Source organism: Flavobacterium sp. CHNK8, from assembly GCF_019774515.1.
Taxonomy (GTDB): Bacteria; Bacteroidota; Bacteroidia; order Flavobacteriales; family Flavobacteriaceae; genus Flavobacterium; species Flavobacterium tiangeerense.
On sequence record NZ_CP081492.1, the window covers coordinates 2907837 to 2933998 of the forward strand.

A 26162-nucleotide genomic window follows, 5' to 3' on the forward strand; every position below is an offset into this window, starting at 1 on the left:
ATGCTAAACATATCCGAAAATAATACAAGACTTCCTTCATTTGATCGTTTCACGACGGTACATAACCTTGCTAATAGACCTCATTATAAGATTTTAAATAAAATTATAGCGGCCGTTTCAATCATAGGAGTAATCGCTTTGTTCTTACCTTGGACACAAAATATATCTGGAAGCGGTAGCGTAACCACTTTAAAACCAAATCAAAGACCCCAATCCATACAAAGTGTAATATCTGGTAGACTTGAAAAATGGTATGTACAAGAAGGTGATTATGTAAAAAAAGGGGACACAATTGTTTTTATCTCAGAGATAAAAGAAGACTATATGGATCCTAACTTGGTACAGAACACTAGAAATCAAATTAACGCTAAGAAACAATCCTTAGAATCCTATAGCTCAAAAGTAAGTACATTAACCGGACAAGTAGAAGCTATTGAAAGAGAAAAGGATTTAAAACTGGAGCAAGCTCAAAATAAAATTAAACAATCTGTTTTAAAAATTAAAAGTGATAGTATTGATTTGGTAGCTGTAAAAACGCAACTAAAAATTGCGACAACACAATTCAACCGTTCTGTTGCGTTAAACAAAGAGGGATTAAAGCCATTGACTGATATCGAAGAAAAAAGATTGAAATTACAAGAAGTTGAGGCTAAGATAATCACTCAGGAAAATAAATACCTTACTAGTAAAAATGAATTTATAAATGCCAAAGTTGAAATAAATAGAATAAGTGCTGAGTATGCTGAAAAAGCATCCAAAGCTAATAGTGATAAGTATACCGCATTGAGCAGCCAGTTTGATACAGATGCACAAGTTAACAAATTAGAAAATCAGTATGCTAATTACAGTATTAGAAACGGTATGTATTACATCAAAGCATCTCAAAACGGCTATGTCAATAGAGCCTTGCAATCTGGTATTGGCGAAACCATAAAGGAGGGAACTCCAATAGCTACGATTATGCCTTCAGAATATGATATTGCTGTTGAAACCTTTGTTAATCCTATTGATTTACCCCTTTTGAGTAAAGGTGAAAAAGTACGTGTTTGGTTTGATGGATGGCCCACTATTGTATTTTCGGGTTGGCCTAACATGTCCTATGGAACCTTTGGTGGAAAAATTGTGGCGATTGAGAATTTTATCAGTGCAAACGGTAAATACCGAGTGCTAATTGCTCCTGATGAAAACGAAGACAAGTGGCCAAAACAATTAAGTATAGGAGCTGGTGCTCAAACCATAGCTTTACTTAACAATGTTCCTGTGTGGTTTGAACTTTGGAGAACACTTAACGGTTTTCCTCCTAATTATTACAAAACAGCAGATCAACCTACAAAAGATAAGAAGTAATGAAACAAATACTAGTAGCGTTTTTATTTTTTGGCATCTCATTATCCGCGCAAACTACGGTTACAAAGGAGTTCTCCTATACTGAATTTTTAGGTTATGTAAAAAAATACCATCCTTTGGTAAAAAATGCTAACCTAGAAATAAACAAAGCGCAAGCAAACTTGATGATGGCTAGAGGTGGTTTTGATCCGAAAATTGAAGTCGATTTTAGCAAAAAACAATTCAAAGACAAAGAGTATTATTCTATTTTAAACAGCAGTTTCAAAATACCAACTTGGTACGGTATCGAAATTAAGGCTGGATTTGATAACAATGAAGGCGTGTATCTCAATCCTGAAAATACAGTACCTAATCAAGGGCTAACATCTCTGGGAGTTACTGTTCCGCTTGGACAAGGCTTGTTAATTAATCAAAGAATGGCTGATGTTCGAAAAGCAAAAATGCAAATAAAACTAAGCGAAGCAGAGCGAAAACTGCAAGCCATCGTTGTGCTTTATGACGCATCAGTAGCGTATTTTAACTGGAAAAAAAACTTCAATGAGGTAGAACTTTATGAACAATACAATCAAAATGCTCAAATACGATTTAAAGGAATACAATCCCTAATCAATCAAGGAGACAAACCTGCTATAGATAGTGTTGAAGCCGGAATTATTGTAAAAAACAGAGCTTTAAGCCTAGAAGATTCTAAATTAAAACTTACCAAAGCCAAATTAGAACTGTCTAATTATTTATGGCTTGAGAACAACATTCCGCTAGAATTAGCTGAAGATTTAATTCCAGAAATTCAATTGGAGTTTACCATTCAAGAAAGTTTAAGAACAAATGATCTGGTTAATCAAAACTTTTCGATTACCAGTCATCCAAAAATAAAAGCGCTTGAAAGTAAAATCGACATGTTAACTGTAGATCAAAAACTGAAAGCCAATATGCTTTTACCCAAAATTGACATCGGTTATTCCTATTTATCTGAACCGAGCTATATAGACAATTACCGCTTTGAAGATTATAAGATTGGGGTTAACTTTTACTTTCCTCTATTTTTAAGAAAAGAAAGAGGAAGTCTTAAATTAGCTAAATTCAAAGTACAAGAAACAGAATTTGCCTTGAATCTTGAAAAAGTACAATTGACGAACAAGATTAATGCTCAAAAAATAGAAATCGAATCTTTATTAAAACAAAAAGAATTAATAAAAGGTCTGGTGAAAGACAATCAAACCATGCTGAATTCTGAAGAGCGCTTGTTTTCATTTGGAGAAAGCTCACTGTTTTTAATCAATACTAGAGAGAACAATTTAGTGAGTGCGCAACTCTCAAAAATAGCATTGGAAAACCGCTTTTACATTTCAAATTCGGAGCTGTTTAAAATTATGGCCAATCCGGATTAAATAATTATAAAATCGTACTTTTGCCAACTGAAAATTCGAAATTATGATTATAGCAAAGTCACGTGAAGAAATAGAATTAATGCGCGAAAGTGCCTTAATCGTATCCAAAACTTTAGGAATGATTGCCTCTGAGATCAAAGAAGGAGTAACAACATTATACTTAGACAAACTTGCCGAAGCCTTTATTCGTGATCACGGCGCAGTACCAAGTTTCTTAGGATTGTACGGTTTTCCAAATTCACTATGCATGAGTCCTAACTCACAAGTAGTTCATGGAATCCCAAACAACAAACCATTAGAAAGCGGTGATGTAATTTCGGTGGATTGCGGTGCTTTCAAAAACGGATATCATGGTGATCATGCGTACTCTTTCGAAATTGGAGAAGTGGCACCAGAAACAAAAAAATTATTACAAGTTACAAAGGAATCCTTGTACGTAGGAATTCGCGAGCTTCGACTTGGAAATCGTGTGGAAGATGTGGGAAATGCTATTCAAAAATATACCGAAGCACATGGATATGGTGTAGTACGTGAGCTTGTAGGTCACGGCTTAGGCCAAAAAATGCATGAAGATCCCGAAATGCCAAATTACGGTAAAAAAGGTCGTGGTAAACTTTTTATTGAAGGTATGGTGGTTGCCATAGAACCGATGATCAATATGGGAACCCGCAACATCAAACAACACAAAGACGGCTGGACTATTACTACTGCCGATGGAAAACCAAGTGCCCACTTTGAACACGATGTGGCCATTATTGATGGAAAACCTGAAATTTTATCCACTTTTGCTTACGTTTATAAAGAACTGGGAATTGTGAGCAATGAGGAAGAAGAGTTTAGAAAAGTGCCTTTGGTGATGTAACATTTTTTTGATTGACACAGATTACACAGATTTTCACAGATTATTTTTTTTTTTTGAATATGGAGGAATTTTATTTAAAACAAGAAACATACAAAATTATTGGACTCTGTATGGAAGTACATAAAAATTCTCGGTAAAGGTTTCAATGAAATTGTTTACAAGGAAGCCTTGCAATATGAATTTATAAAAAATAATATTCCTTTTGAAAGAGAAAAAGAATACAAAATTGAGTACAAGGATATTATTTTGTCAAAAAAATATTTTGCTGATTTTGTAGTTTTTGATGAAATAATATTAGAAATAAAAGCAATCTCACAATTAACAACTAGTGATACGGGGCAAACTCTAAACTATTTAGCTTGTTCGAAAAATAAAATAGGACTTGTTATTAACTTTGGCGAGGATAGTTTAAAATACAAAAGAGTTATATTGTGATAAAAAATCTATTTCACTCCTATTAAATCTGTGAAAATCTGTGCAATCTGTGTCGTATAATTATACTAATCTGAAATTCGTGTTCAGTAAATAAACTTTAAATGAAATCTGCTTTTAAACTTATCCTCAATACCATTCCACGTCCGTTATTAATTCGTTTGAGTTATGTGGCTCGACCAATAATAGCCTTTACTCTTAAAGGAGACAAATTTACTGATCCTATTGACGGTAAAAGCTTCAAATCAATGTTGTCGTATGGATACGAAACGCAACGCAACAACGTGCTATCGCCAAGTACTCTTTCATTAGAGAGACACCGTTTATTGTGGTTGTACCTCAACGAACAAACCGATTTTTTTACTGCACCTAAAAAAGTTTTGCATTTTGCTCCTGAACAAGCTTTTTATAAATTGTTTCGAAAGCAAAAAAACTTAGATTATACCACCACCGATTTGTTTTCGCCTTTGGCAGATGTGAAAGCAGACATTTGCAATTTACCTTTTAAGGACAATCAATACGATGTGATTTTGTGCAATCACGTTTTGGAACACATCCCTGACGATACCAAAGCGATGCAGGAATTGTATCGTGTTTTGAAACCTAGCGGAATGGCCATTTTACAAATTCCACAAGACTTAAATCGTGAAGTAACTTTTGCGGATGACAGCATTACCGACCAGAAAGAACGTGCCAAAATATTTGGACAATACGACCACGTGCGCATTTATGGCCGAGATTATTTTAACAAATTAAGAAGCATAGGTTTTACAGTTGTTGAAGAAGATTACACCAATAAAATTGCACCTGAATTGGTAGAAAAATACTGTTTGGCCAAAGGCGAAATTATCCCAGTTTGTTTTAAATAATATTTAGTAGATTAAAATCCAACACAGATTCCACAAATTTGCACAAATTAATCTGTGTAAATTTGTGGAATCTGTGTCTATATAACCTAACAATCAAATAACGTTATACTTTTGGAACCCGAAAATCATTTCCAGTTTTGCTTTGATCTTAGTTTTGAAGCGAAACTCAATTACTATATCCCTACTTCGTATGTGGTTGGACATGTGGATACCATCACGTATTTAGAAAAAAAAGCAAGTTCAGAAGTGCTGCAAAGTATGGGCGTTGAGACAAAACAACTCCCACTTGCAACGCAAAAAACACTTAGCATTTGCGAAAGCTTACAACCAGAAGTCTTGTTTAAAAAATACAGAATAAAAAGTAAAGCTGCCAAGAAGATTGAGGACTTATTGCAAGACGAGAAATTAAAATTCGGAATTACACAATTCATACAACTGCAATTAGCATCCTTTTATGCTTTAGTTCGCGAACATGATTTTCCGCTTTCGTTTCAATTAGGTAAAGAAAAAGATTTTCGCATTAGTCGTATTGGCACTCAAAATCCAGCTTTAGAAACCAAACTGCATTTTGATAAACACGAAAACGGAATTTCATATACTTTAAAACTCAAGGAAAATGACCTTGCTTTTTATCCCTCGAACACAAAAGTAACATTGTTGTTAGACGAACCGGGATGGTTGGTTTCACACCATAAACTGTATGCGTTAAAAAGCATCAATTCCAAAAAAGTAACCCCTTTTTTAAATAAAAAAACGGTCGAAATTCCTTCGAAATTAGTTCCCGATTATTTTGAAAAATTCATTAAAGACATTGCCAAAAAAGTAGACATAAGCGCCACGGGTTTTGAAGTAATAACCCAAACCGCTATACGTTCTTGCAACCTACAATTGGTACATGACTTTTTTAAAAACACCTATTTCATTAGCCTTACTTTTGATTATAACGGATACGTTTTTGATGCCACTAAAACCAAAAACACGCATACGGAAATTGATTTAAAAGACTTAGAGAACATAAAACTAATCCATTACAAGCGAAGTCAAGCTGAGGATACATTTATTGAATCCTTTGAAGAACTTGGAGTTAGCAAACAAGAAAATCAGCTTTTTGGACTATTACAAAAAACAGAACAGAAAGACACTTACGCATGTGTTCAATGGCTATTAGCCCATCGAGAAAAATTAGAGTCATTAGGTTTTTCATTAGAAAATCTTAAAATCGACGGAAAATATATTGACAATAATACAGATACCATTACATTCTCCAACACCATACAAAACGATTGGTTTGATATTAAAATGACTGTGGTTTGTGATGATTTTGAATTCAATTTCAGCGACTTAATTCCGAATATAAAAAGCCAAAACCGCCTGTTTCTCTTACCCAATGGGAATTATTTTTTAATTCCGCTTGAATGGATGACGCGCTATGCAGCCATGGCTAAACTGGCTAAAATCAACAACGGAACTATGGCAGTGCTCAAAAGTAATTTTGCTGTTTTTGAAGACATCCCTCAATTAAAACAGACCTTGCATGTAAAAGAAACTGTTCAATACCAACCTTCGGATTTGGTTAAAGCCACGTTGCGACCGTACCAAATAGAAGGCGTACAATGGCTTCTAGAACATTACAACAACGGTTTAGGTGCTTGCTTGGCCGATGATATGGGATTGGGAAAAACATTGCAAACCTTATCCACGCTCGTCGCCGTTCAAGAAAAATTAGATTTTGAAAAAGCCGAAAACATGCAACTCGATTTGTTCGGCAATGAAATTCCTATTGCCAAAGAGTACCTAAAAGCCTTGATTGTACTTCCCTCCTCTTTGGTATTCAACTGGTACAACGAAGCTAGAAAGTTTACACCTCATTTTCGAAGAATTCAATATGTAGGACAAGATCGAAAACTAATTTCTAAAAAATTAGAAAAATACGACTTGATCTTTACGAGTTATGCCATTGTATCGAAAGATCTTTCCATTTTGGAAAAGTACCAATTTCGTTTTTTGATTTTGGACGAAAGTCAATATATCAAAAATAAAAACTCGAAAATTTTTCAAGCTATTAATCAAATAAAAACGACTCATAAAATCTCGTTAAGTGGTACGCCAATAGAAAACTCATTAGACGATTTATGGTCACAAATGCAATTCATCAATCCGAATATTTTAGGGAGTTACGCTTTTTTTGCGGAGCATTACAAAGTTCCCATTGAGAAAAAACAAGATGAAAACAGTCTACTGGAACTTAAAAACTTAGTCAGTCCGTTTATTTTACGTCGAACGAAAGAACAAGTTTTAAAAGACCTGCCGGAACTATCAGAACAAGTTTTTTATTGTGACATGGAACCCGAACAAGAGAAATTATACGAAGAAGAAAAGTCGAAAGCAAGAAATGCACTTTTAAAAACGAATGGTTCTGGAATTGACAAAATCAACATTATCAATACATTGATGCGCTTAAGACAATTGAGCAATCATCCTAAAATGATTGATAAAAAATCAGAACTAGATTCAGGAAAATATATAGCGGTGACACGATATTTAGAAACCTTAGTACAATCCAATCAAAAAACAATAGTTTTCAGTTCGTTTGTGTCTAACTTGGAATTTTATAAAAAATGGAGCATCGAAAACAAAATTGATTTTTGCGAATTGACTGGCGCAACCCCACAAAATGAACGCGCGTATCAAGTGCAAAAATTTCAGGAACAGGAGCGTGCTAAATTGTTTTTCATTTCCTTAAAAGCGGGTGGCGTGGGACTCAATATCACAAAAGCTTCGTATGTTTTGTTTTTAGATCCATGGTGGAATCCCTTTGCTGAAAAGCAAGGAATTGGTCGGGCTCATCGTATTGGGCAGTTGAATAAAGTAAATGTCGTTCGATTCATTACCAAGAATACCGTCGAGGAAAAAATCATTCAATTACAAGAAAACAAAAAACTGCTTTCGGATGCGTTGCTTGATGAAAACCACATCAGCCCTGAAATTGAAGAAAATTTAGATTTTATTTTAGCATAAAAAAAACCTGCTACTTCAATGAAATAGCAGGTTTTAGTTTTAAGACTAAAAAAATTATTTTTTCTCTGGCATCAAAATACCTATCACTTTATCTTTTGTAAGATATTGTTTGGCGATGTTTTGAATGTCTTTAGCAGTAACTGCATTTACCATTTCTTCAAATTTGAAAACATCCTCTGGGCTGTATCCATTGATGTAAGATCTTGTTAGATTAGACAACCAATATCTGTTTTCTTTACTGTCTTTTCTAAAATCAGCAAGTTCACCTTCCTTGAATTTAGCAATATCTTTCTCATCTGGTCCTTTGTCAATAATGTTTTGAAGTTCTTTCAATGCAGATGCAGTTAACCTCTCAGCATTTTCTGGTCCACAAGGGAAACCTATCGAAAAATTATATGATCCGTATGGCATTTTGCTGATGCTTCCTCTTGCATTTACACCATACACACCACTTTCGTTTTCACGCAATTGCTCTGTCAGTTTAATAGTAAGAACTTCGCCTAAAGCTTGTATACTCATAGCGTCTTTAGCAGAATATTTAGCATCCCCATAAAACATGATGGTAACGTTACTCTTTGGATCTGCTCCTTTATTTACTACTTTTTTCAAGTCTCCTTTTAGCAATCTGTAACCTAAGTCAACTATTTTCTCTTTTTTATCATTAGCTGGTAATGAAGCTATGTATTTTGCTGCGAATGCTTCGATTGTTGCATCATCAACGTTTCCAACAAAATAAAATTCGAAATCTGCAGCATTTGCAAAACGCTCTTTGTATTTTTCATACGCTATTTTATAATCTGTATCTGCCCATGATTTATCAGTAGGCATCACTCCGTTGAATCTTGGATTCTCCTTGTTCAAGTAGGTGTAAAACTCTTGTTGAAAATAGTTTTGAGGTGTAGAAGCCATGTTTTTGAAAAAACTAGACTGCTTTTGCTTAAAGCCTTCAAAAGCTTCTTGATCAAAATTTAAATCTGTAAAATAAGCATAAGTCATTTGGAAAAGATATTCTAAATCCTTAGGTGTTGAAGAACCACGTAAACCTTCGGTAGTAGCACCAATGTAAGGATTTACTCTTGCTATTTTACCCGTCATGAATTTATTGATATCGTTCAATTTTAATCCTGAGAAACCTGCCTCTGCAAGTGCTCCATTGGCAAACTGAACTTTTTTCATTTCTTCATTCGAATATAAATTCGAACCACCTAAACTTACTGCCTCAAAAAGAACCTCATCATTTTTAAAATCAGTATTCTTGTAAGTTACCTTGGCACCATTAGACAAAACAAGTGTTTTTGTACCTAATTTTGCATTGCTTTCTCTGCTTACAATAGTTCCTGGTTTTACTTCGTTTCTTAGTAAACTAGTAGCAACGGCAGCATCTTCGTACGGTTTTAATTCGTCAGTATTCACTTTTATTGCAGCTAATACTTCTTGCTCTGTTACTTTTTTCAAGCCTTCTTTTTCAGGACCAGTTAGAATAATAACTCGGTTATCCTCTTTAACGTACTCTTTAATTAACCCATTTACATCTTTAAGATCAATCAACGGTAAGATTTGCTTGAAGGTTTGAAAGGTCCATTCAATTCCTGGAGCAGGTTCGTTTTCAAGGAAATTTGCTTGAAACTCCCCAACAAAGTTCTCTGAATTCGTTTTACTTCTATCATTGTATGCTTTTTCAATAGAAGCCATAAATTCAGACTTAGCACGATCTAATTCTCCTTGTGTGAATCCAAATTTCTTAGCACGCTCATTTTCTGTTACCAATACTTTTAAGGCGCTTAGTTGCTTATCTTCTTGAGACATTGCAACGGATTGATATGCTTTTTTGGTTCTTGCAAACGTTCCACCATAATAGGAATACCCGTAAGTAAATGGTGGTGTAGAAGAATTGGTCAACTCATTTAGTCGCGTATTTAAAAGCGTTGCAAATAAATTCTCGATCATGTAATTTTTAAAATCACCTAAATTTACCATTTTCTTAGGTCCAGCATAATCTTTGTACAATAATTGTACTTGAGTACTTGAGGCTTCTTTGTCACTTTCTACAGCTACAAAAGTTTCTTTGTGATTAGGAACCTCAAATACCTTTCTTGGTTTTTCATTTGAAGGATTTTTATAAGCAGAGAAGTGAGAAATAATTTTTTTCTCCATTTCGGCTACATCAATATCACCTACTACAATAACACTCATCAAGTTAGGGCGGTACCAATCTTTGTAAAAATTAATTAAAGACTGATGTTTAAACTTTTCTAATACCTCTTTTTGACCAATTGGCAAACGAGTAGCATATTTAGAATCATGCATCATTTTAGAAAGATAACGACCCATCATTCTTTTTCCAGCACCTAAACCTAAACGATATTCTTCTAATACTACGCCTCTTTCTTTATCAATTTCTTCTGGTGTCAAAACAGTGTTGAACGCCCAGTCCTCAATAATTTGGAATCCTTTTTCTAATTTTTCAGGATCATCTGATGGAATTGGTAAAAAATAAACCGTTTCATCAAAACCAGTGTAGGCATTTAAATGTTGACCAAATTTTACACCAATGCTTTGTAAGTAATCCACCAATTGGTTTTTAGGAAAACGCTTGGTTCCATTAAAACACATGTGCTCAATGAAATGCGCTAGTCCTTGTTGATCATTTTCCTCGAGAATAGAACCCGCGTTAACAACCAGTCGCAAATCTACCTTCTTTTCTGGTTTGGCATTTTTCTTGATATAATATGTTAACCCGTTTGGTAGTTTTCCTGTTTTTACCGAAGGGTCTAAGGGAATTGCTGTTGAAAAATCCATTTGCTGCGCAAAAACAGCCGCTGGAAACAACATGATCCCTAGTACAAATTTGTTTAATTTTTTCATAAGTTTTGTTTGTTTGCAGTAAAAATAGCACCCAAACCCTTAATATATTACAACATTATGCTTTTTTTAACAGAATTTACATACGTAAAACATACTATAGGCGAATAAATAAATCTGCAACAAAGAGCAGTAATCCTTATATTTACACAATCTTAAGCATCCCATAATGAGTACCTTCTTTTCTAAAATAGTTCTACTTATCACTGCCATTAGCTTCAGCAGCGTAACATTTGCGCAGGCAGAAAAAGAGATCACACCACCTTTTAACATCAAAACAATTTCCTTTATTCAGAATGATCAAAATATCATTCCATTTTTAAAATTAGGCGAAGGATTTCAATTAGAATTTGATGATCTGTATGGCAATGAAGCCAATTACTATTATGAAATAATTCATTGCGACTACAACTGGGTTCCCACCCCTATTCCCAAAAATGAATACCTCGAAGGTTTTGACAATCAAAGAATACAAGATTATACAAATTCCTTTAATACGCTTCAGATTTATTCGCATTACAAATTAGCGATACCCAATCAGTTTACGCAACAGCTCAAAATCAGTGGTAATTACATGATAAAAGTATTGGACGAAAACAAGGAGGTTGTTTTTTCTAGAAAATTCATCCTCTACGAAGACCTTGTTACAGTTCCCTTGCAAATAAAAAGAGCAAGAACAGTACAAAGCAATGATGCAAAACACAATCTTGATTTTAGCATTAAATCTAGCAGCATTACTTTTCAAAATCCAATTAAAAACGTGAAAGTTCTTATTTTACAAAACGCACAGTTTAAAACCGCATTAAAAAATATTAAACCTCAATATACAATAGGAAATGACCTGATTTACAAATACGATATTGAGACGCAGTTTTGGGCAGGCAATGAATTTTTATTTTTCGAAAACAAAGACATTCGCTCAGCAAGCAATAATGTGGCCCGAATTGATTCTAGCACACCTATTTATGGCACTTTTTTACACACAAATGCCGCTCGTGCAAATTTCCCGTATACTTTTACTCAAGATGCCAATGGTGCCTTTGTTACGAAAAATCTAAACACTATAAAAAGTGAAATAGAAGCTGATTATGCTTGGGTATACTTCAACCTATCTGCTCCAACTTTCAGAATGAACAAAAATGTGTACGTAACAGGAATGTTCAATAACTACGCCTTAACTCCAGAATATCAGATGGAGTATAACCCAAAAAATGGCAGGTATGAAAAAGCTATTTTAATGAAACAAGGATTCGCAAATTTTCAATATACAATTGCCAATGACACAGGTATAATTGACCAAGAAAACAGCATTGATGGCAACTTTTATCAAACCGAAAATGAATACACCATATTGGTCTATTACAAAGAAAGTATTGATCGGTACGAGCGCGTGGTTGGTAAAGGCGTAGCGAGTTCCTTGAACATCATTAACTAGAAAAAACTTTTTATAGAATGGACTGATTTAAGACCATTTTTTTGTAAATTTGTCAATAATAAACACATATTCACTCTTTTAATATGGTTTCTCAAATAACAAGAGGCATAAAAATTTCAGTATTAACTAGTTTTGAAGGTACTTACTTCAAAAACTATAAGATTCACTTTGCCTTTAGTTATGTAATTACAATTGAAAATCACAGTAAGGATTCAGTACAATTAATTTCACGTCATTGGGAAATCTTTGATTCTCTTAACGATATAGAAATTGTGGATGGCGAAGGTGTTATTGGAAAAAAACCAGTATTAAAACCTGGCGAACAACATACTTACAGCTCAGGTTGCTTATTATCCTCCCCGTATGGTGCCATGAAAGGATACTTCAACATGATTAATTTTACTTCAACTAGAAATTTCAAAGTAATCGTGCCTGCTTTTAGGCTATGTGCACCATTTGCACTTAATTAATACTTTTCATAAGGAGCTAATCCTGCTATTCATTACAAGTTTTTTTGTGTCAAGCACGTTTTCCTAGCCCTAAAAAGAGCTTCTTCCAGTCGCTTTTTTAGCGCTGCAAAATCGGCTTTCCATCATAAAAAGCTTTCCATTACTATCAGGGCTACAATCTAGATAAAGGACAACAAGATGCTTTAGATTACTTTAAAAAATATCAAATCTTTAAAGAAACCTTTGTACTTTTGTTTTTAGTTTAAAAAACAATACAACACTATTTTTAACCCAATAAAAACATCAATATGTTAAAAGGATTTTTTCACGTACCCAACGCAGTAAACGAACCTGTAAAAAGCTATGCCCCTAACTCGCCAGAGCGAGCAGCGGTTTCAGCAGCATACGCCGAAATGTGGAACGCTACAGTAGACGTTCCTCTTTATATAGGAAACGAAGAAGTTAGAACTGGAGACACTAAAAAAATGTCTGCTCCTCATGACCACCAGCATATTGTAGGGGTATATCACCAAGCCGAAAAAAAACATATAGAAGCTGCAATTTCAACAGCACTTGAAGCTAAAGAAGACTGGGCTAAAATGGCTTGGGAGCAACGCGCTGGAATTTTCTTAAAAGCAGCAGAATTATTAGCTGGACCTTACAGAGCTAAGATCAATGCAGCAACAATGATTGCACAGTCTAAAACAATATATCAAGCCGAAATTGACGCCGCTTGTGAATTAATTGACTTCTTACGTTTCAACGTACAGTACATGACACAAATATACAACGAGCAACCAAAGTCAACATCAGACATGTGGAACCGCGTTGAATACAGACCTCTTGAAGGATTTGTATACGCCATTACTCCTTTTAACTTTACAGCAATTGCTGGAAACTTACCTACAAGTGCTGCCTTAATGGGTAACGTTGTGGTTTGGAAACCTGCAGCAACTCAAGTGTACTCTGCCAACTTATTGATGCAAATTTTCAAAGAAGCAGGTCTACCTAATGGTGTTATCAACATGGTTATGGGCGACTCAGGAATGATCACCGAAACCTTATTGGCTAGCCGTGATTTAGCTGGAGTTCACTTTACAGGATCTACAGGAGTATTTAATGATATTTGGGCAAAAATTGGTACTAATATTAGCAAATACAAAACATATCCACGAATAGTAGGTGAAACAGGTGGTAAAGATTTCATCATTGCACACCCATCTGCACACTCAAAACAAGTTAGCACAGGTATCGCTCGTGGTGCTTTTGAATACCAAGGTCAAAAATGTAGCGCTGCTTCACGCGTATACATTCCGCAAAGTTTATGGCCAGCTGTACAAGCTGAATTAGAAGCTGATTTGAAATCAATGAAAATGGGATCGCCACAAGATATGAGCAACTTTATCACGGCAGTAATCTCTGAAGGTTCATTTGATAAATTGGCGAAAGCTATTGACCAAGCTAAAGCTGATGCTGATGCAAAGGTAATTATCGGTGGGAATTATGACAAATCAAAAGGGTACTTTATAGAGCCAACAGTTATTCTAACTACCAATCCAAAATACGCTACAATGGAAACCGAATTATTCGGACCAGTCGTAACTATTTACGTTTACGAAGATGCTAAATGGGCAGAAACTCTAGAATTAGTAGACACTACATCAGAGTATGCTTTGACAGGAGCTGTTTTCAGTCAAGATCGTTACGCTATTGAAGAAGCTACCGTGAAACTACAAAACGCAGCTGGTAACTTCTACATCAATGATAAGCCAACAGGAGCTATTGTAGGAATGCAACCGTTTGGTGGAGCAAGAGGATCAGGAACTAATGATAAAGCAGGATCTATGCAAAACTTATTGCGTTGGACCTCTGCAAGAACTATCAAAGAAACTTTTGTAACGCCGGTTGATTACAGATACCCATTTTTAGGAGAGTAATTTTTAGTCCTAAAGTGAAAAGTCAAAAGTCTTTAGAGCATTTTAGCAAATACCAAAAAGCCGAATCTAAAAATTTAGATTCGGCTTTTTTTTATCTAATTCTTTCTTTAGACTTTATGACTTTCGACCTTTAGACTAAACCGTAAACTTCAACGGCAAGTGAACAACTTTCTTCGTTTCAAAAAATTCATCTTCAAAATAATCCGCTAAGTTGTACTCCGTGGCTTTAGGGAAATCTTTTAATTCTTCGGTTAAGTCACCTCCTTTTAGATAAAGAATTCCGTTTTTCAATTCGTGTTTGTTGTTCTTTTTAATTTTGGTTTTCACCCAAGACACAAAATCAGGCATATTGGTTACGGCTCGACTCACGATAAAATCGAAATCACCTTTTACATTCTCAGCACGCATTTGCTCTGCTTTTACGTTTTTCAATTCTAAACCTTCGGCAACAGCCTGAACCACTTTTATTTTCTTGGCAATAACATCAATCAAATAAAATCTAGTTTCCGGAAAAAGAATCGCCAATGGAATTCCTGGAAATCCACCGCCAGTTCCCACATCTAAAACGTACGTTCCAGGTTCAAATTTCATTATTTTAGCAATTCCAAGTGAATGTAAAATATGTTTGGTATATAAAGAATCAATATCTTTTCTCGAAATCACATTGATTTTTTCGTTCCATTCGTGGTATAAAAAATCGAGCTTTTCGAACTGTTCCTTCTGAAGATCACTTAAATTAGGAAAATACTTTAAAATCTCGTCCATCTATTATTTTTTTTAACAAAAGTAATACTTTATGGTTAAAATATTTATCTGAAATTTGTATACCAAAAAATTTTTAATAATTACCTTTGAACCTTATCTACATTATATGAATAACAATGCCCCTACTTTTGCTAAGCAAGATAGCCTAAAATTTTTTAGAACACTTAACTCTCGGGTTAACAACTACTTCAAAGAGAACAACATTCAAAAAACAGGCAACTGGCAATTATACCTGAAAACGATTATTTTATTTTCTGTTTTTCTAGCACCTTACTTTTTAATTCTAACCCTTGGTATGCCATTTTGGGCGCACTTGTTATTGACAATCGTCATGGGAATTGGTATGGCTGGAGTTGGAATGAATGTGATGCATGACGGAAATCACGGGTCGTATTCAAACAAATCATGGGTTAACAAATTCATGGGCGGAACAATATACGTACTAGCAGGTAATGTGTACAACTGGCAAGTTCAACACAATGTCTTGCACCATACCTACACCAATATTCCGGGACATGATGAAGATTTAGATGCTGGTCGTGTTATTCGTTTTACCAAAGAAGCCAAGTGGTATAACTTTCACCGTTTTCAACAATATTACTCTATTTTCTTGTACGGTTTATTAACCTTCAACTGGGCGATTACTACCGATTTTAAGCAAATGCGCAACTACCTCAAAAGAAAATTATCTTACGGAGAAGCTAAGAGCCCAAAAATACTTTGGACAACGCTAATTATTACCAAAGTTATTTATGTTGCTATTTGGATTGTATTACCAATCGTAATTGGGATCACTTGGTGGAAAGTACTAATAGGATTTTTTGTGATGCATTACACTGCTGGTTTGATTTTAAGTGTTGTATTCCAACTAGCGCACGTAGTAGAAGAAACTACAAATCCTACACCAAACGAATTGGGCGAAATGGACAATACTTGGGCTATTCACCAATTGTTTACCACGACTAATTTTGCACCAAAAAACGCAATCGTAAACTGGTACACTGGCGGATTAAACCACCAAATTGAGCACCATATTTTCCCAAATATAAGCCATGTACATTATGGTAAAATTGCAAAAATTGTAAAAGAAACTGCTGCAGAATGCAACCTACCATATTATGAATATAAAACGATGAGAAGTGCCGTGATTGCTCATTTCAAACATTTAAAAGATTTAGGCCAAAATCCAGCATTAACCGCATAAAAAAGCCTTTATGGGCTACTAACATATTAAAACTAACTACAACTTAATACCAATGAATCCATTATCCGATAGAATAAATAATTTATCTACTTCACAAACCTTAGCCATGGCGGCTTTAGCCAGAGAATTAAAAGCACAAGGTAAAGACATCATCAGTTTAAGCCTTGGCGAACCTGATTTTAATACGCCTGATTTTATCAAAGAAGCAGCAAAACGTGCTATTGATGAAAATTACAGCACCTATTCTCCTGTTGAAGGTTACCTTGAACTGAAAGAAGCCATTTGCCGAAAGTTTAAAAGAGATAATAATTTAGACTATAAACCCACACAAATTGTGGTTTCTACCGGAGCGAAACAATCGTTGTACAACATTGCTCAAGTAATGCTAAACGATGGTGACGAAGTAATTTTACCAGCACCGTATTGGGTTTCGTATTTCGAAATTGTAAAATTATCAGGTGGAGTTCCTGTTGAAGTTCCTACATCTGTAGAAACAGATTTCAAAATAACACCGGCACAATTAGAAGCAGCCATTACACCGAAAACAAAAATGATGTGGTTCTCCTCACCATGTAACCCATCAGGATCTGTTTACAGCCGTGAGGAATTAACAGCGCTTGCTGCTGTGTTAGAAAAATACCCACATGTATATGTAGTTGCTGATGAAATTTATGAGCACATCAATTTTTCAGGGACTTTTTGCAGCATTGCATCCATCCCAGGAATGCTAGAAAGAACCATTACTGTAAATGGTGTAGCCAAAGCTTTTGCCATGACAGGTTGGAGAATTGGATACATTGGTGCTCCAGAATTCATTGCAAAAGCGTGTACAAAAATCCAAGGACAAGTAACCTCAGGAGCCAATTCTATAGCACAACGCGCTACAATTACTGCTGTTGATGCTGACCCGAGTGTTTTAAAACACATGGTAGATGCATTCCACAGCCGTAGAGATTTAGTTGTAGGATTACTAAGAGACATTCCAGGAATCAAAATCAACGTTCCAGAGGGTGCTTTTTATGTTTTTCCAGACGTTTCATCCTTCTTTGGAAAAACACTTAAAGGAACTTTTATCAAAGATGCCAATTATTTTTCTATGTACCTTTTAAGCGAAGCTAATGTAGCTACTGTAACTGGTGACGCCTTTGGGAATCCAAACTGCATTCGTTTCTCTTACGCTACTAGCGAAGAATTATTAAAAGAAGCATTGCGTCGCATTAAAGAAGCAGTCGCCTAAAACCAGTATTGAAATATTTAAAATAAAATGCCTCTAGATTTATTTCTTGGGGCATTTTTTTATTTTGAAAAACTAACATACAATCTTTTATATTTTACCATGACCCCTTTTTAATACAAGGAAATTTCTGTAATATTGTCTTTTAATAACAAAGAGGTGTTTTTAATCATAGAAATACAATTTTATGAAATTAGCCCGAGTAGATTATACCTCTTTCAAAATTTATTTTTCCTTTCTTAAATAGATCTCTCTTTATATGAAAACAATGAAAACAATTTTAAGTACTATTATACTTTTTAGTCTAATTAATGTTGCTTCTGCACAAGTTAACGTACAAGGAAATATTAGTTTTAGTACTACTTGGACAAAAGCACTAAGTCCATATAAGATTATTGGCGATGTTCAAGTTCCCTCAGGCGTAACTTTAACAATAGAACCCGGTGTAGAAATTCGTTATACTGGAGATTATGAATTGCTAGTAAAAGGAAGACTTGAAGCCAACGGAACCCAACCTAATACTATCGTTTTTCGAAGCGATGTAAGCGGCATGAAAAAAGGAAAACGTTTCCTGAATTTTGCAGCCACTAATCTAGCTACACACAAACTCAGCTATATCAAAATGCTGGACGGAAATATCGGCATACAAGTAGGCAATGAATCCGAATTCCAGCAAGGAGACAAAAACACTGGAAAATTAACTATAGATAATTTACAAATGATAAACACCAACATACTTACTGGTGGATATCAAACTGGTGCCGAGTTGTTACTTTCCAATGGTAGTTTTGAATCAGGACAGATATTGGGAGAATACCCAAGAAGTGAAAAAATATCGCTGAATAACATGCAATTAATCAACGCTACTTTATTTTCAGATTCATACAATTCAGGTATCTGGCTTGATGGATGTAATGTAAAAAACACGACATGGAAAATAGGATGTTGCGGAGCAAATTTCAATATCAAAAACAGTGTCGTGGAAGGAGGCAGTTTTGTTCCCACAAATGATTATTACGATATAAACATTGATAATAGCCAAATCACAAATTTACCTATGAATTTAAGGCTGGCTAATAAGGTATCTATTAATAAAAGCGTGATATTTGGCGAAGCCAATATTATTTTATCCTGCAATAATCTGACAATGAATGAAACTTCGATAAGAGGTTCTGGAAATAGCACAGGATTAGAACTATACGGAACGAATACTATAAATCAAAGTACCATATCAGGAATGAACACTGGGATAAAAGTTAATACCAATGGTAATTTAACCATTACAAATAGTAACTTTTTACAAAACAATACCTTTAACATACAAAATCTTTCCTCAAATAACCTTACTGCTACACAAAACTGGTGGGGAACAAATAACATAACAGACATCAACAAATTGTTATGGGACAAGAATGATGATATAAATAAAGGAACAATAAACTTTTCCAACCAATTAACAGATTCAAAAACAACTGCGCCAATAACCCCACCATTAAATGTGGTTAAGATTACCAATGGCAGCAATGTTGTATTAAAATGGACCGCCAACACTGAAACGGACATTTCTGGTTATAAAATTTATTATGGCTCTACCGATGGCATACATTTTACAAATGTCATTAATGCTGGTAATGCCACCACATATACTTTAACCAGTACAATCATTAACGACATCATTGCTGTAACTGCCCATGATTTATCAGCCGATGGGGTAAATGACAAAATTGAAGGCCATGAAAGCTGGTACTCCATAGCTGGAGCACCCTCCGCAATAATCAGTTTATCTACAACAAATATAAACATGGATGTTGTTCAATTAAACAACACTGTCAGCAAAAAAATATTAATCACAAACAAGGGAGGAGCGGATTTGGTAATCAGTAATATTACCTTGAATAGTAGTCTGTTTTCTGTAGACAATACAAGTTTTACCATAAAACCTGACGAAGTATATGAATTAACGGTTAATTTTAAACCAGTCTATTTAGGACAAGTAAACACAACCCTAACTTTAAATCATAACTCGAAAGAAAACACAAGTACTGTCAACCTTAGCGGAATGGGAGTATTAGATGCAGGAACTGGAGTTTGCGGTTTAATTGCTCAAAATGCAACTTGGACAAAAGCATTAAGTCCATATTATATATTATGTGATGTTCAAGTTCCCTCAGGCGTAACTTTAACAATAGAACCCGGTGTAGAAATTCGTTATACTGGAGATTATGAATTGCTAGTAAAAGGAAGACTTGAAGCCAACGGAACCCAACCTAATACTATCGTTTTTCGAAGCGATGTAAGCGGCATGAAAAAAGGAAAACGTTTCCTGAATTTTGCAGCCACTAATCTAGCTACACACAAACTCAGCTATATCAAAATGCTGGACGGAAATATCGGCATACAAGTAGGCAATGAATCCGAATTCCAGCAAGGAGACAAAAACACTGGAAAATTAACTATAGATAATTTACAAATGATAAACACCAACATACTTACTGGTGGATATCAAACTGGTGCCGAGTTGTTACTTTCCAATGGTAGTTTTGAATCAGGACAGATATTGGGAGAATACCCAAGAAGTGAAAAAATATCGCTGAATAACATGCAATTAATCAACGCTACTTTATTTTCAGATTCATACAATTCAGGTATCTGGCTTGATGGCTGTAATGTAAAAAATACGACATGGAAAATAGGATGTTGCGGAGCAAATTTCAATATCAAAAACAGTATAGTGGAAGGAGGCAGTTTTATTCCAACAAATAACTACTACGATATAAGCATTGATAATAGCCAAATCACAAACTTACCTATGAATTTGAGCCAAGCAAATAACGTATCCATTAATAAAAGCGTGATATTTGGCGAAGCCAATATTATTTTATCCTGCAATAATTTGACAATGAATGAAACTTCGATAAGAGGTTCTGGAAATAGCACAGGATTAGAACTATACGGAACGAATACTATAAATCAAAGTACCATATCAGGAATGAACACTGGGATAAAAGTTAATACCAATGGTAATTTAACCATTACAAATAGTAACTTTTTACAAAACAATACCTTTAACATACAAAATCTTTCCTCAAATAACCTTACTGCTACACAAAACTGGTGGGGAACAAATAACATAACAGACATCAACAAATTGTTATGGGACAAGAATGATGATATAAATAAAGGAACAATAAACTTTTCCAACCAATTAACAGATTCAAAAACAACTGCGCCAATAACCCCACCATTAAATGTGGTTAAGATTACCAATGGCAGCAATGTTGTATTAAAATGGACCGCCAACACTGAAACGGACATTTCTGGTTATAAAATTTATTATGGCTCTACCGATGGCATACATTTTACAAATGTCATTAATGCTGGTAATGCCACCACATATACTTTAACCAGTACAATCATTAACGACATCATTGCTGTAACTGCCCATGATTTATCAGCCGATGGGGTAAATGACAAAATTGAAGGCCATGAAAGCTGGTACTCCATAGCTGGAGCACCCTCCGCAATAATCAGTTTATCTACAACAAATATAAACATGGATGTTGTTCAATTAAACAACACTGTCAGCAAAAAAATATTAATCACAAACAAGGGAGGAGCGGATTTGGTAATCAGTAATATTACCTTGAATAGTAGTCTGTTTTCTGTAGACAATACAAGTTTTACCATAAAACCTGACGAAGTATATGAATTAACGGTTAATTTTAAACCAGTCTATTTAGGACAAGTAAACACAACCCTAACTTTAAATCATAACTCGAAAGAAAACACAAGTACTGTCAACCTTAGCGGAATGGGAGTATTAGATGCAGGAACTGGAGTTTGCGGTTTAATTGCTCAAAATGCAACTTGGACAAAAGCATTAAGTCCATATTATATATTATGTGATGTTCAAGTTCCCTCAGGCGTAACTTTAACAATAGAACCCGGTGTAGAAATTCGTTATACTGGAGATTATGAATTGCTAGTAAAAGGAAGACTTGAAGCCAACGGAACCCAACCTAATACTATCGTTTTTCGAAGCGATGTAAGCGGCATGAAAAAAGGAAAACGTTTCCTGAATTTTGCAGCCACTAATCTAGCTACACACAAACTCAGCTATATCAAAATGCTGGACGGAAATATCGGCATACAAGTAGGCAATGAATCCGAATTCCAGCAAGGAGACAAAAACACTGGAAAATTAACTATAGATAATTTACAAATGATAAACACCAACATACTTACTGGTGGATATCAAACTGGTGCCGAGTTGTTACTTTCCAATGGTAGTTTTGAATCAGGACAGATATTGGGAGAATACCCAAGAAGTGAAAAAATATCGCTGAATAACATGCAATTAATCAACGCTACTTTATTTTCAGATTCATACAATTCAGGTATCTGGCTTGATGGCTGTAATGTAAAAAATACGACATGGAAAATAGGATGTTGCGGAGCAAATTTCAATATCAAAAACAGTATAGTGGAAGGAGGCAGTTTTATTCCAACAAATAACTACTACGATATAAGCATTGATAATAGCCAAATCACAAACTTACCTATGAATTTGAGCCAAGCAAATAACGTATCCATTAATAAAAGCGTGATATTTGGCGAAGCCAATATTATTTTATCCTGCAATAATTTGACAATGAATGAAACTTCGATAAGAGGTTCTGGAAATAACACAGGATTAGAACTATACGGAACGAATACTATAAATCAAAGTACCATATCAGGAATGAACATTGGAATAAAAGTTAATACCAATGGTAATTTAACCATTACAAATAGTAACTTTTTACAAAACAATACCTTTAACATTCAAAATCTTTCCTCAAATAACCTTTCTGCAACCCAAAACTGGTGGGGAACAATAGATATTGGTGTTATAAGTGAAAAAATATTTGATAAATTTGACGATATAAACAGAGGAGAAGTAATTTACAGTCCTTTGCTTATGGCAGAAAAAGGCGATATCAATTATGTTCCTGTCGTAAATAATTTTATTACTCCTCTATTAGGAGAAGTTCCGCTTGAGGTGACTTTTACTTCTACTGCAACTGACCAAGATGGCACAATAAAAAATTACAAATGGGATTACGATGGTGATAAAGTTTATGATTTCTCTTCAGAATTAAACGGTAATACAAAAAACACTTATACAAAGGGAGGAGATTACATCATTGAATCTAATGTATCGGATAATAAAAACCTAACTAATAGATTGTTCTATAAAATATCAGCAATTGATTTTAACTCTAAATCTAAAGTTCTTGATGATAAGACTATAATTGTTAATTGGGGTTGGGGTCAATACCATACAGTAGTTGTTGAAGCGTCTGCATTTGATTTTTTATCAGATGGAGATATTATTAATGTTTACGATCAAAACGGAATCAATTCTACAGACTGTAACACCCCTACTCTTAAAGGTAAAACAATCGTAAGCTCTATTGTATATTCAAGTAAGAATGATTCATTATACGTTTTCAATTGCAAGCCTAACATAGACAAATGTGCTTTTAACTCTACAATTACTCCTGGATACACTATTGGGAATCAAATTTATTTTGAAATACAACATGGGTCGAGTACTTATAAGATAAATCCAAAAAATATTAAGTCTGGAGCAACATTATTCACAGATTCTGATTTTACATTTATTTCAAAGTTTGAAAAAGATACTCAAAAATCAGCATTTTCTAACAAAAAAACAAACAATACTAGCAATGTTAATAGTAGCAAAAACTACTCTTACAATATTTACCGTAACAATATATTATTTAAAGAGGGAGTAACAGACTTATATTTATTAGATACGGAAATAGTAGAAAATAACGTTTACTGTTATGATATATACATAGTAAAAGATGGAAATCAAATTTTATCAAAATCAACCTGTACAAAAGCTGAAACACTAAATACCAACGAAAATTTCAATGATATTAGTTTTATCTTCTATCCCAATCCTGCAAATGATTTTTTAATTATAAAAACCACAGAATTATTAAATAAATGTTTAGCGTATATTTATGATATTTCTGGAAAAGAGGTATTAACACAACCAATAAGCAATGAAGAGACAAAAATAAGAATCGACATGTTGCAAAATGGTGTTTATTTATTAAAAATAAAAAATAACGATAAAATGAATGTTGTGAAATTTATAAAAAATTAAGAATTCAGTTCAATACACGGTATTCAAAATAGGTTTATAAATGAATACTCAAGTGTTTTACAGTAACGCAAAGTTCCATTTCACACTAAGCCTCAAGGAAACTTGAGGCTTTTTTATGAGCCTAAAATCGAGAAAGATCATTTTTTATCCTTCAAAAAATATTTCTCAAAAAATCCATTCCCGAATTAGAAATCTTGAATAATTTATTAGACCTTTGCTCACTTTTTTTTTGGAACCACCAAAAAGACTAAAGTGTTAATAAACAACTAATTTATCATCAAATCGATGAAGAAAAAAATAGAAATTCTAGCACCTGCCAAAGATTTAATTCATGGTATGGCAGCTATCAATAGTGGGGCTGATGCCGTTTATATTGGTGCACCACAATTTGGAGCCCGTTCTAATGCTACCAACTCTATCGAAGATGTGGCTGCTTTAGTAGAGTACGCACACCTTTTTAATGCACAAGTTTTTGTGGTTATCAACACGATCTTGTATGATAACGAGCTAGAAACTTGCCGCCAGATGATTTGGCAATTGTATGATATTAAAGTTGATGCTTTAATTGTACAAGATATGGCCATCATGGAAATGGACTTGCCTCCTATCGTTTTGCATGCTAGTACGCAAGCCAACAACCGTGATCCTCATAAGATTAAATTCTTGAAAGATGCCGGAATGAAACGCGTCGTTTTGGCTCGTGAATTGAATTTACACCAAATCAAAGAAATCGCTGATACAGCTGATGTTGAGTTAGAATTTTTTGTAACCGGTGCACTTTGCGTGTCATTCAGCGGAAACTGTTATATGAGTGTGGCCAATGGCGAACGCTCCGCTAACCGTGGTTCCTGCGCACAAAACTGCCGTTTGCCGTATAACTTAATTGATGGTAACGGCGAAACTTTAATCAAGAACAGTCACTTACTTTCTATAAAAGATTTTGACGTTTCGGATCAAATTCCAAATCTTGTAGAAGCCGGCGTGATGTCCTTTAAAATCGAAGGGCGATTGAAAGATATCGTGTACGTAAAAAATAATGTTTCTTATTTACGTCAAAAACTAGATGCTTTCTTGGAAGGGAATGAAAACTACACCAAAGCTTCTTCTGGAAAATGTACTTTTACTTTTGACTCTGCTTTGAACAAAAGTTTCAATCGTGGATACACCGATTATTTTGTAAACGAAAGACACCAATCTATCGGTTCTTGGGAAAGTCCAAAATCAAAAGGACAATACATTGGGAAACTAATTCGTACTGTGGGTAATGCTTACGAAATAGAGAACGGCGAATTACTCCACAACGGCGATGGTTTGTGTTACATCAATGAGAACAACGAGGCTGACGGAATTTATGTAAACAAAGTCGAAAACGGCTTGGCTTACCCAAATGTATTAAAAGAACTAAAAGAAGGCACTTTTATTTACCGTAACAACGACGCAGCTTTTATCAAAATTGTAGAACGCGAAGACAGTGCGGTTCGTAAAATAAGCACTACTTTGCACTTATCCGAAACAGAAAATGGCTTTGAATTAAAAGCTACTGACGAAGATGGTAATGTGAGCAAGGTTCAATTGGTACATCCAAAAGAAAGAACCAAGAACAACGAGTCAATTGAAGAAAACTTCAAAACTAACTTGGCCAAAACAGGTTTCACGCCTTACACAGCTGATGAAATTACAATTGCATTTTCTGAAAATTGGTTCTTACCAATATCCAAAATCAACGAAATTCGAAGAACGGTTTACGAACAACTGTCGGAAATTCGTTTGGCTAATTACAAAGTTGAGGAACACCAATTGGTTAAAACATCGCATCCTTATCCGGAAACCAAATTGGATTTTATGTACAATGTTTCAAACAAACTGGCGCGTAAATTCTACGAGCGTCACGGCGTTACCGAAATCGAAAAAGCCTTTGAATTGCAATGGGATCCTGGGAAATCACGTGTGATGACGACGAAATATTGTATTAAATACGAATTAGAACGTTGCCCGAAATACCATCGAGAAAATATGGACAAAAAGGTAAAAGAACCTTTGGTATTAAAACAAGGCGAATTAGAATACAAACTCAAATTCAATTGCAAACCCTGCGAAATGGAAATTTGGGAAAAAGACGCTGAATTCGAAATTGAAGAAGATCATTTTCATTAAAACACAAAACCGATGCTTTATTAAA

Annotated in this window: 15 protein-coding genes; 13 read left to right on the forward strand and 2 right to left on the reverse strand. The window is 34.6% G+C overall.

Annotation, left to right across the window (positions count from 1 at the left end; all coding sequences use genetic code 11):
• The 6 genes from K5V07_RS12660 (at position 1) to K5V07_RS12685 (ending at position 7916) form a co-directional block, all read left to right on the forward strand.
• Positions 1–1347, forward strand: coding sequence for an HlyD family secretion protein (locus K5V07_RS12660; protein WP_221917752.1), 1347 nt, complete (start codon positions 1–3; stop codon positions 1345–1347).
• A complete protein-coding gene (locus tag K5V07_RS12665) occupies positions 1347–2735 on the forward strand; it encodes a TolC family protein (protein WP_221917753.1) in 1389 nt (462 codons plus the stop codon). Before K5V07_RS12660 ends, K5V07_RS12665 begins: the two co-directional genes overlap by 1 nt.
• A 43-nt stretch (positions 2736–2778) precedes the next feature.
• Positions 2779–3597, forward strand: a complete 819-nt coding sequence (map, locus tag K5V07_RS12670; RefSeq protein WP_221917754.1) for a type I methionyl aminopeptidase — start codon at positions 2779–2781, stop codon at positions 3595–3597.
• Positions 3598–3696: 99 nt separating this feature from the next.
• Positions 3697–4032, forward strand: coding sequence for a GxxExxY protein (locus K5V07_RS12675; RefSeq protein WP_370632498.1), 336 nt, complete (start codon positions 3697–3699; stop codon positions 4030–4032).
• Positions 4033–4133: 101 nt separating this feature from the next.
• Positions 4134–4898 carry a class I SAM-dependent methyltransferase gene (locus K5V07_RS12680; RefSeq protein WP_221917755.1) on the forward strand — a complete coding sequence of 255 codons (765 nt, stop codon included), beginning with the start codon at positions 4134–4136 and terminating at the stop codon, positions 4896–4898.
• 111 nt (positions 4899–5009) lie between these two features.
• Positions 5010–7916, forward strand: a complete 2907-nt coding sequence (locus K5V07_RS12685; protein WP_221917756.1) for a DEAD/DEAH box helicase — start codon at positions 5010–5012, stop codon at positions 7914–7916.
• A gap of 54 nt (positions 7917–7970) precedes the next feature.
• Here K5V07_RS12685 and K5V07_RS12690 read toward each other — a convergent pair whose 3' ends face one another.
• Positions 7971–10781: a pitrilysin family protein gene (locus K5V07_RS12690; RefSeq protein WP_221917757.1), complete on the reverse strand. Its 2811-nt coding sequence runs from the start codon at positions 10779–10781 to the stop codon at positions 7971–7973.
• Positions 10782–10947: 166 nt separating this feature from the next.
• On the opposite strand from K5V07_RS12690, the gene K5V07_RS12695 reads away from it, so the two are divergent.
• From K5V07_RS12695 to pruA, 3 genes are all read left to right on the forward strand, one after another.
• A complete protein-coding gene (locus tag K5V07_RS12695) occupies positions 10948–12213 on the forward strand; it encodes a DUF5103 domain-containing protein (RefSeq protein WP_221917758.1) in 1266 nt (421 codons plus the stop codon).
• An 83-nt stretch (positions 12214–12296) separates the two neighbouring features.
• Positions 12297–12683 carry a Co2+/Mg2+ efflux protein ApaG gene (gene apaG, locus K5V07_RS12700; RefSeq protein WP_182649373.1) on the forward strand — a complete coding sequence of 129 codons (387 nt, stop codon included), beginning with the start codon at positions 12297–12299 and terminating at the stop codon, positions 12681–12683.
• 287 nt (positions 12684–12970) lie between these two features.
• Positions 12971–14599, forward strand: a complete 1629-nt coding sequence (pruA, locus tag K5V07_RS12705) for an L-glutamate gamma-semialdehyde dehydrogenase (RefSeq protein WP_221917759.1) — start codon at positions 12971–12973, stop codon at positions 14597–14599.
• Between the two features lie 135 nt (positions 14600–14734).
• Here pruA and rsmG read toward each other — a convergent pair whose 3' ends face one another.
• Positions 14735–15364: a 16S rRNA (guanine(527)-N(7))-methyltransferase RsmG gene (gene rsmG / locus K5V07_RS12710; RefSeq protein WP_221917760.1), complete on the reverse strand. Its 630-nt coding sequence runs from the start codon at positions 15362–15364 to the stop codon at positions 14735–14737.
• Between the two features lie 106 nt (positions 15365–15470).
• Between rsmG and K5V07_RS12715 the strand changes: the two genes are divergently transcribed.
• From K5V07_RS12715 to K5V07_RS12730, 4 genes are all read left to right on the forward strand, one after another.
• On the forward strand, positions 15471–16568 hold the full coding sequence (locus tag K5V07_RS12715) for an acyl-CoA desaturase (RefSeq protein WP_144889782.1): 1098 nt from the start codon (positions 15471–15473) through the stop codon (positions 16566–16568).
• 52 nt (positions 16569–16620) lie between these two features.
• On the forward strand, positions 16621–17805 hold the full coding sequence (locus K5V07_RS12720) for a pyridoxal phosphate-dependent aminotransferase (protein WP_221917761.1): 1185 nt from the start codon (positions 16621–16623) through the stop codon (positions 17803–17805).
• 265 nt (positions 17806–18070) lie between these two features.
• The gene (locus tag K5V07_RS12725; RefSeq protein ID WP_221917762.1) at positions 18071–23983 is read left to right on the forward strand and encodes a DUF1573 domain-containing protein; all 5913 of its coding nucleotides are present in this window, start codon (positions 18071–18073) and stop codon (positions 23981–23983) included.
• Between the two features lie 285 nt (positions 23984–24268).
• Positions 24269–26137, forward strand: a complete 1869-nt coding sequence (locus K5V07_RS12730) for a U32 family peptidase (RefSeq protein ID WP_221917763.1) — start codon at positions 24269–24271, stop codon at positions 26135–26137.
• Positions 26138–26162 lie beyond the last annotated feature (25 nt).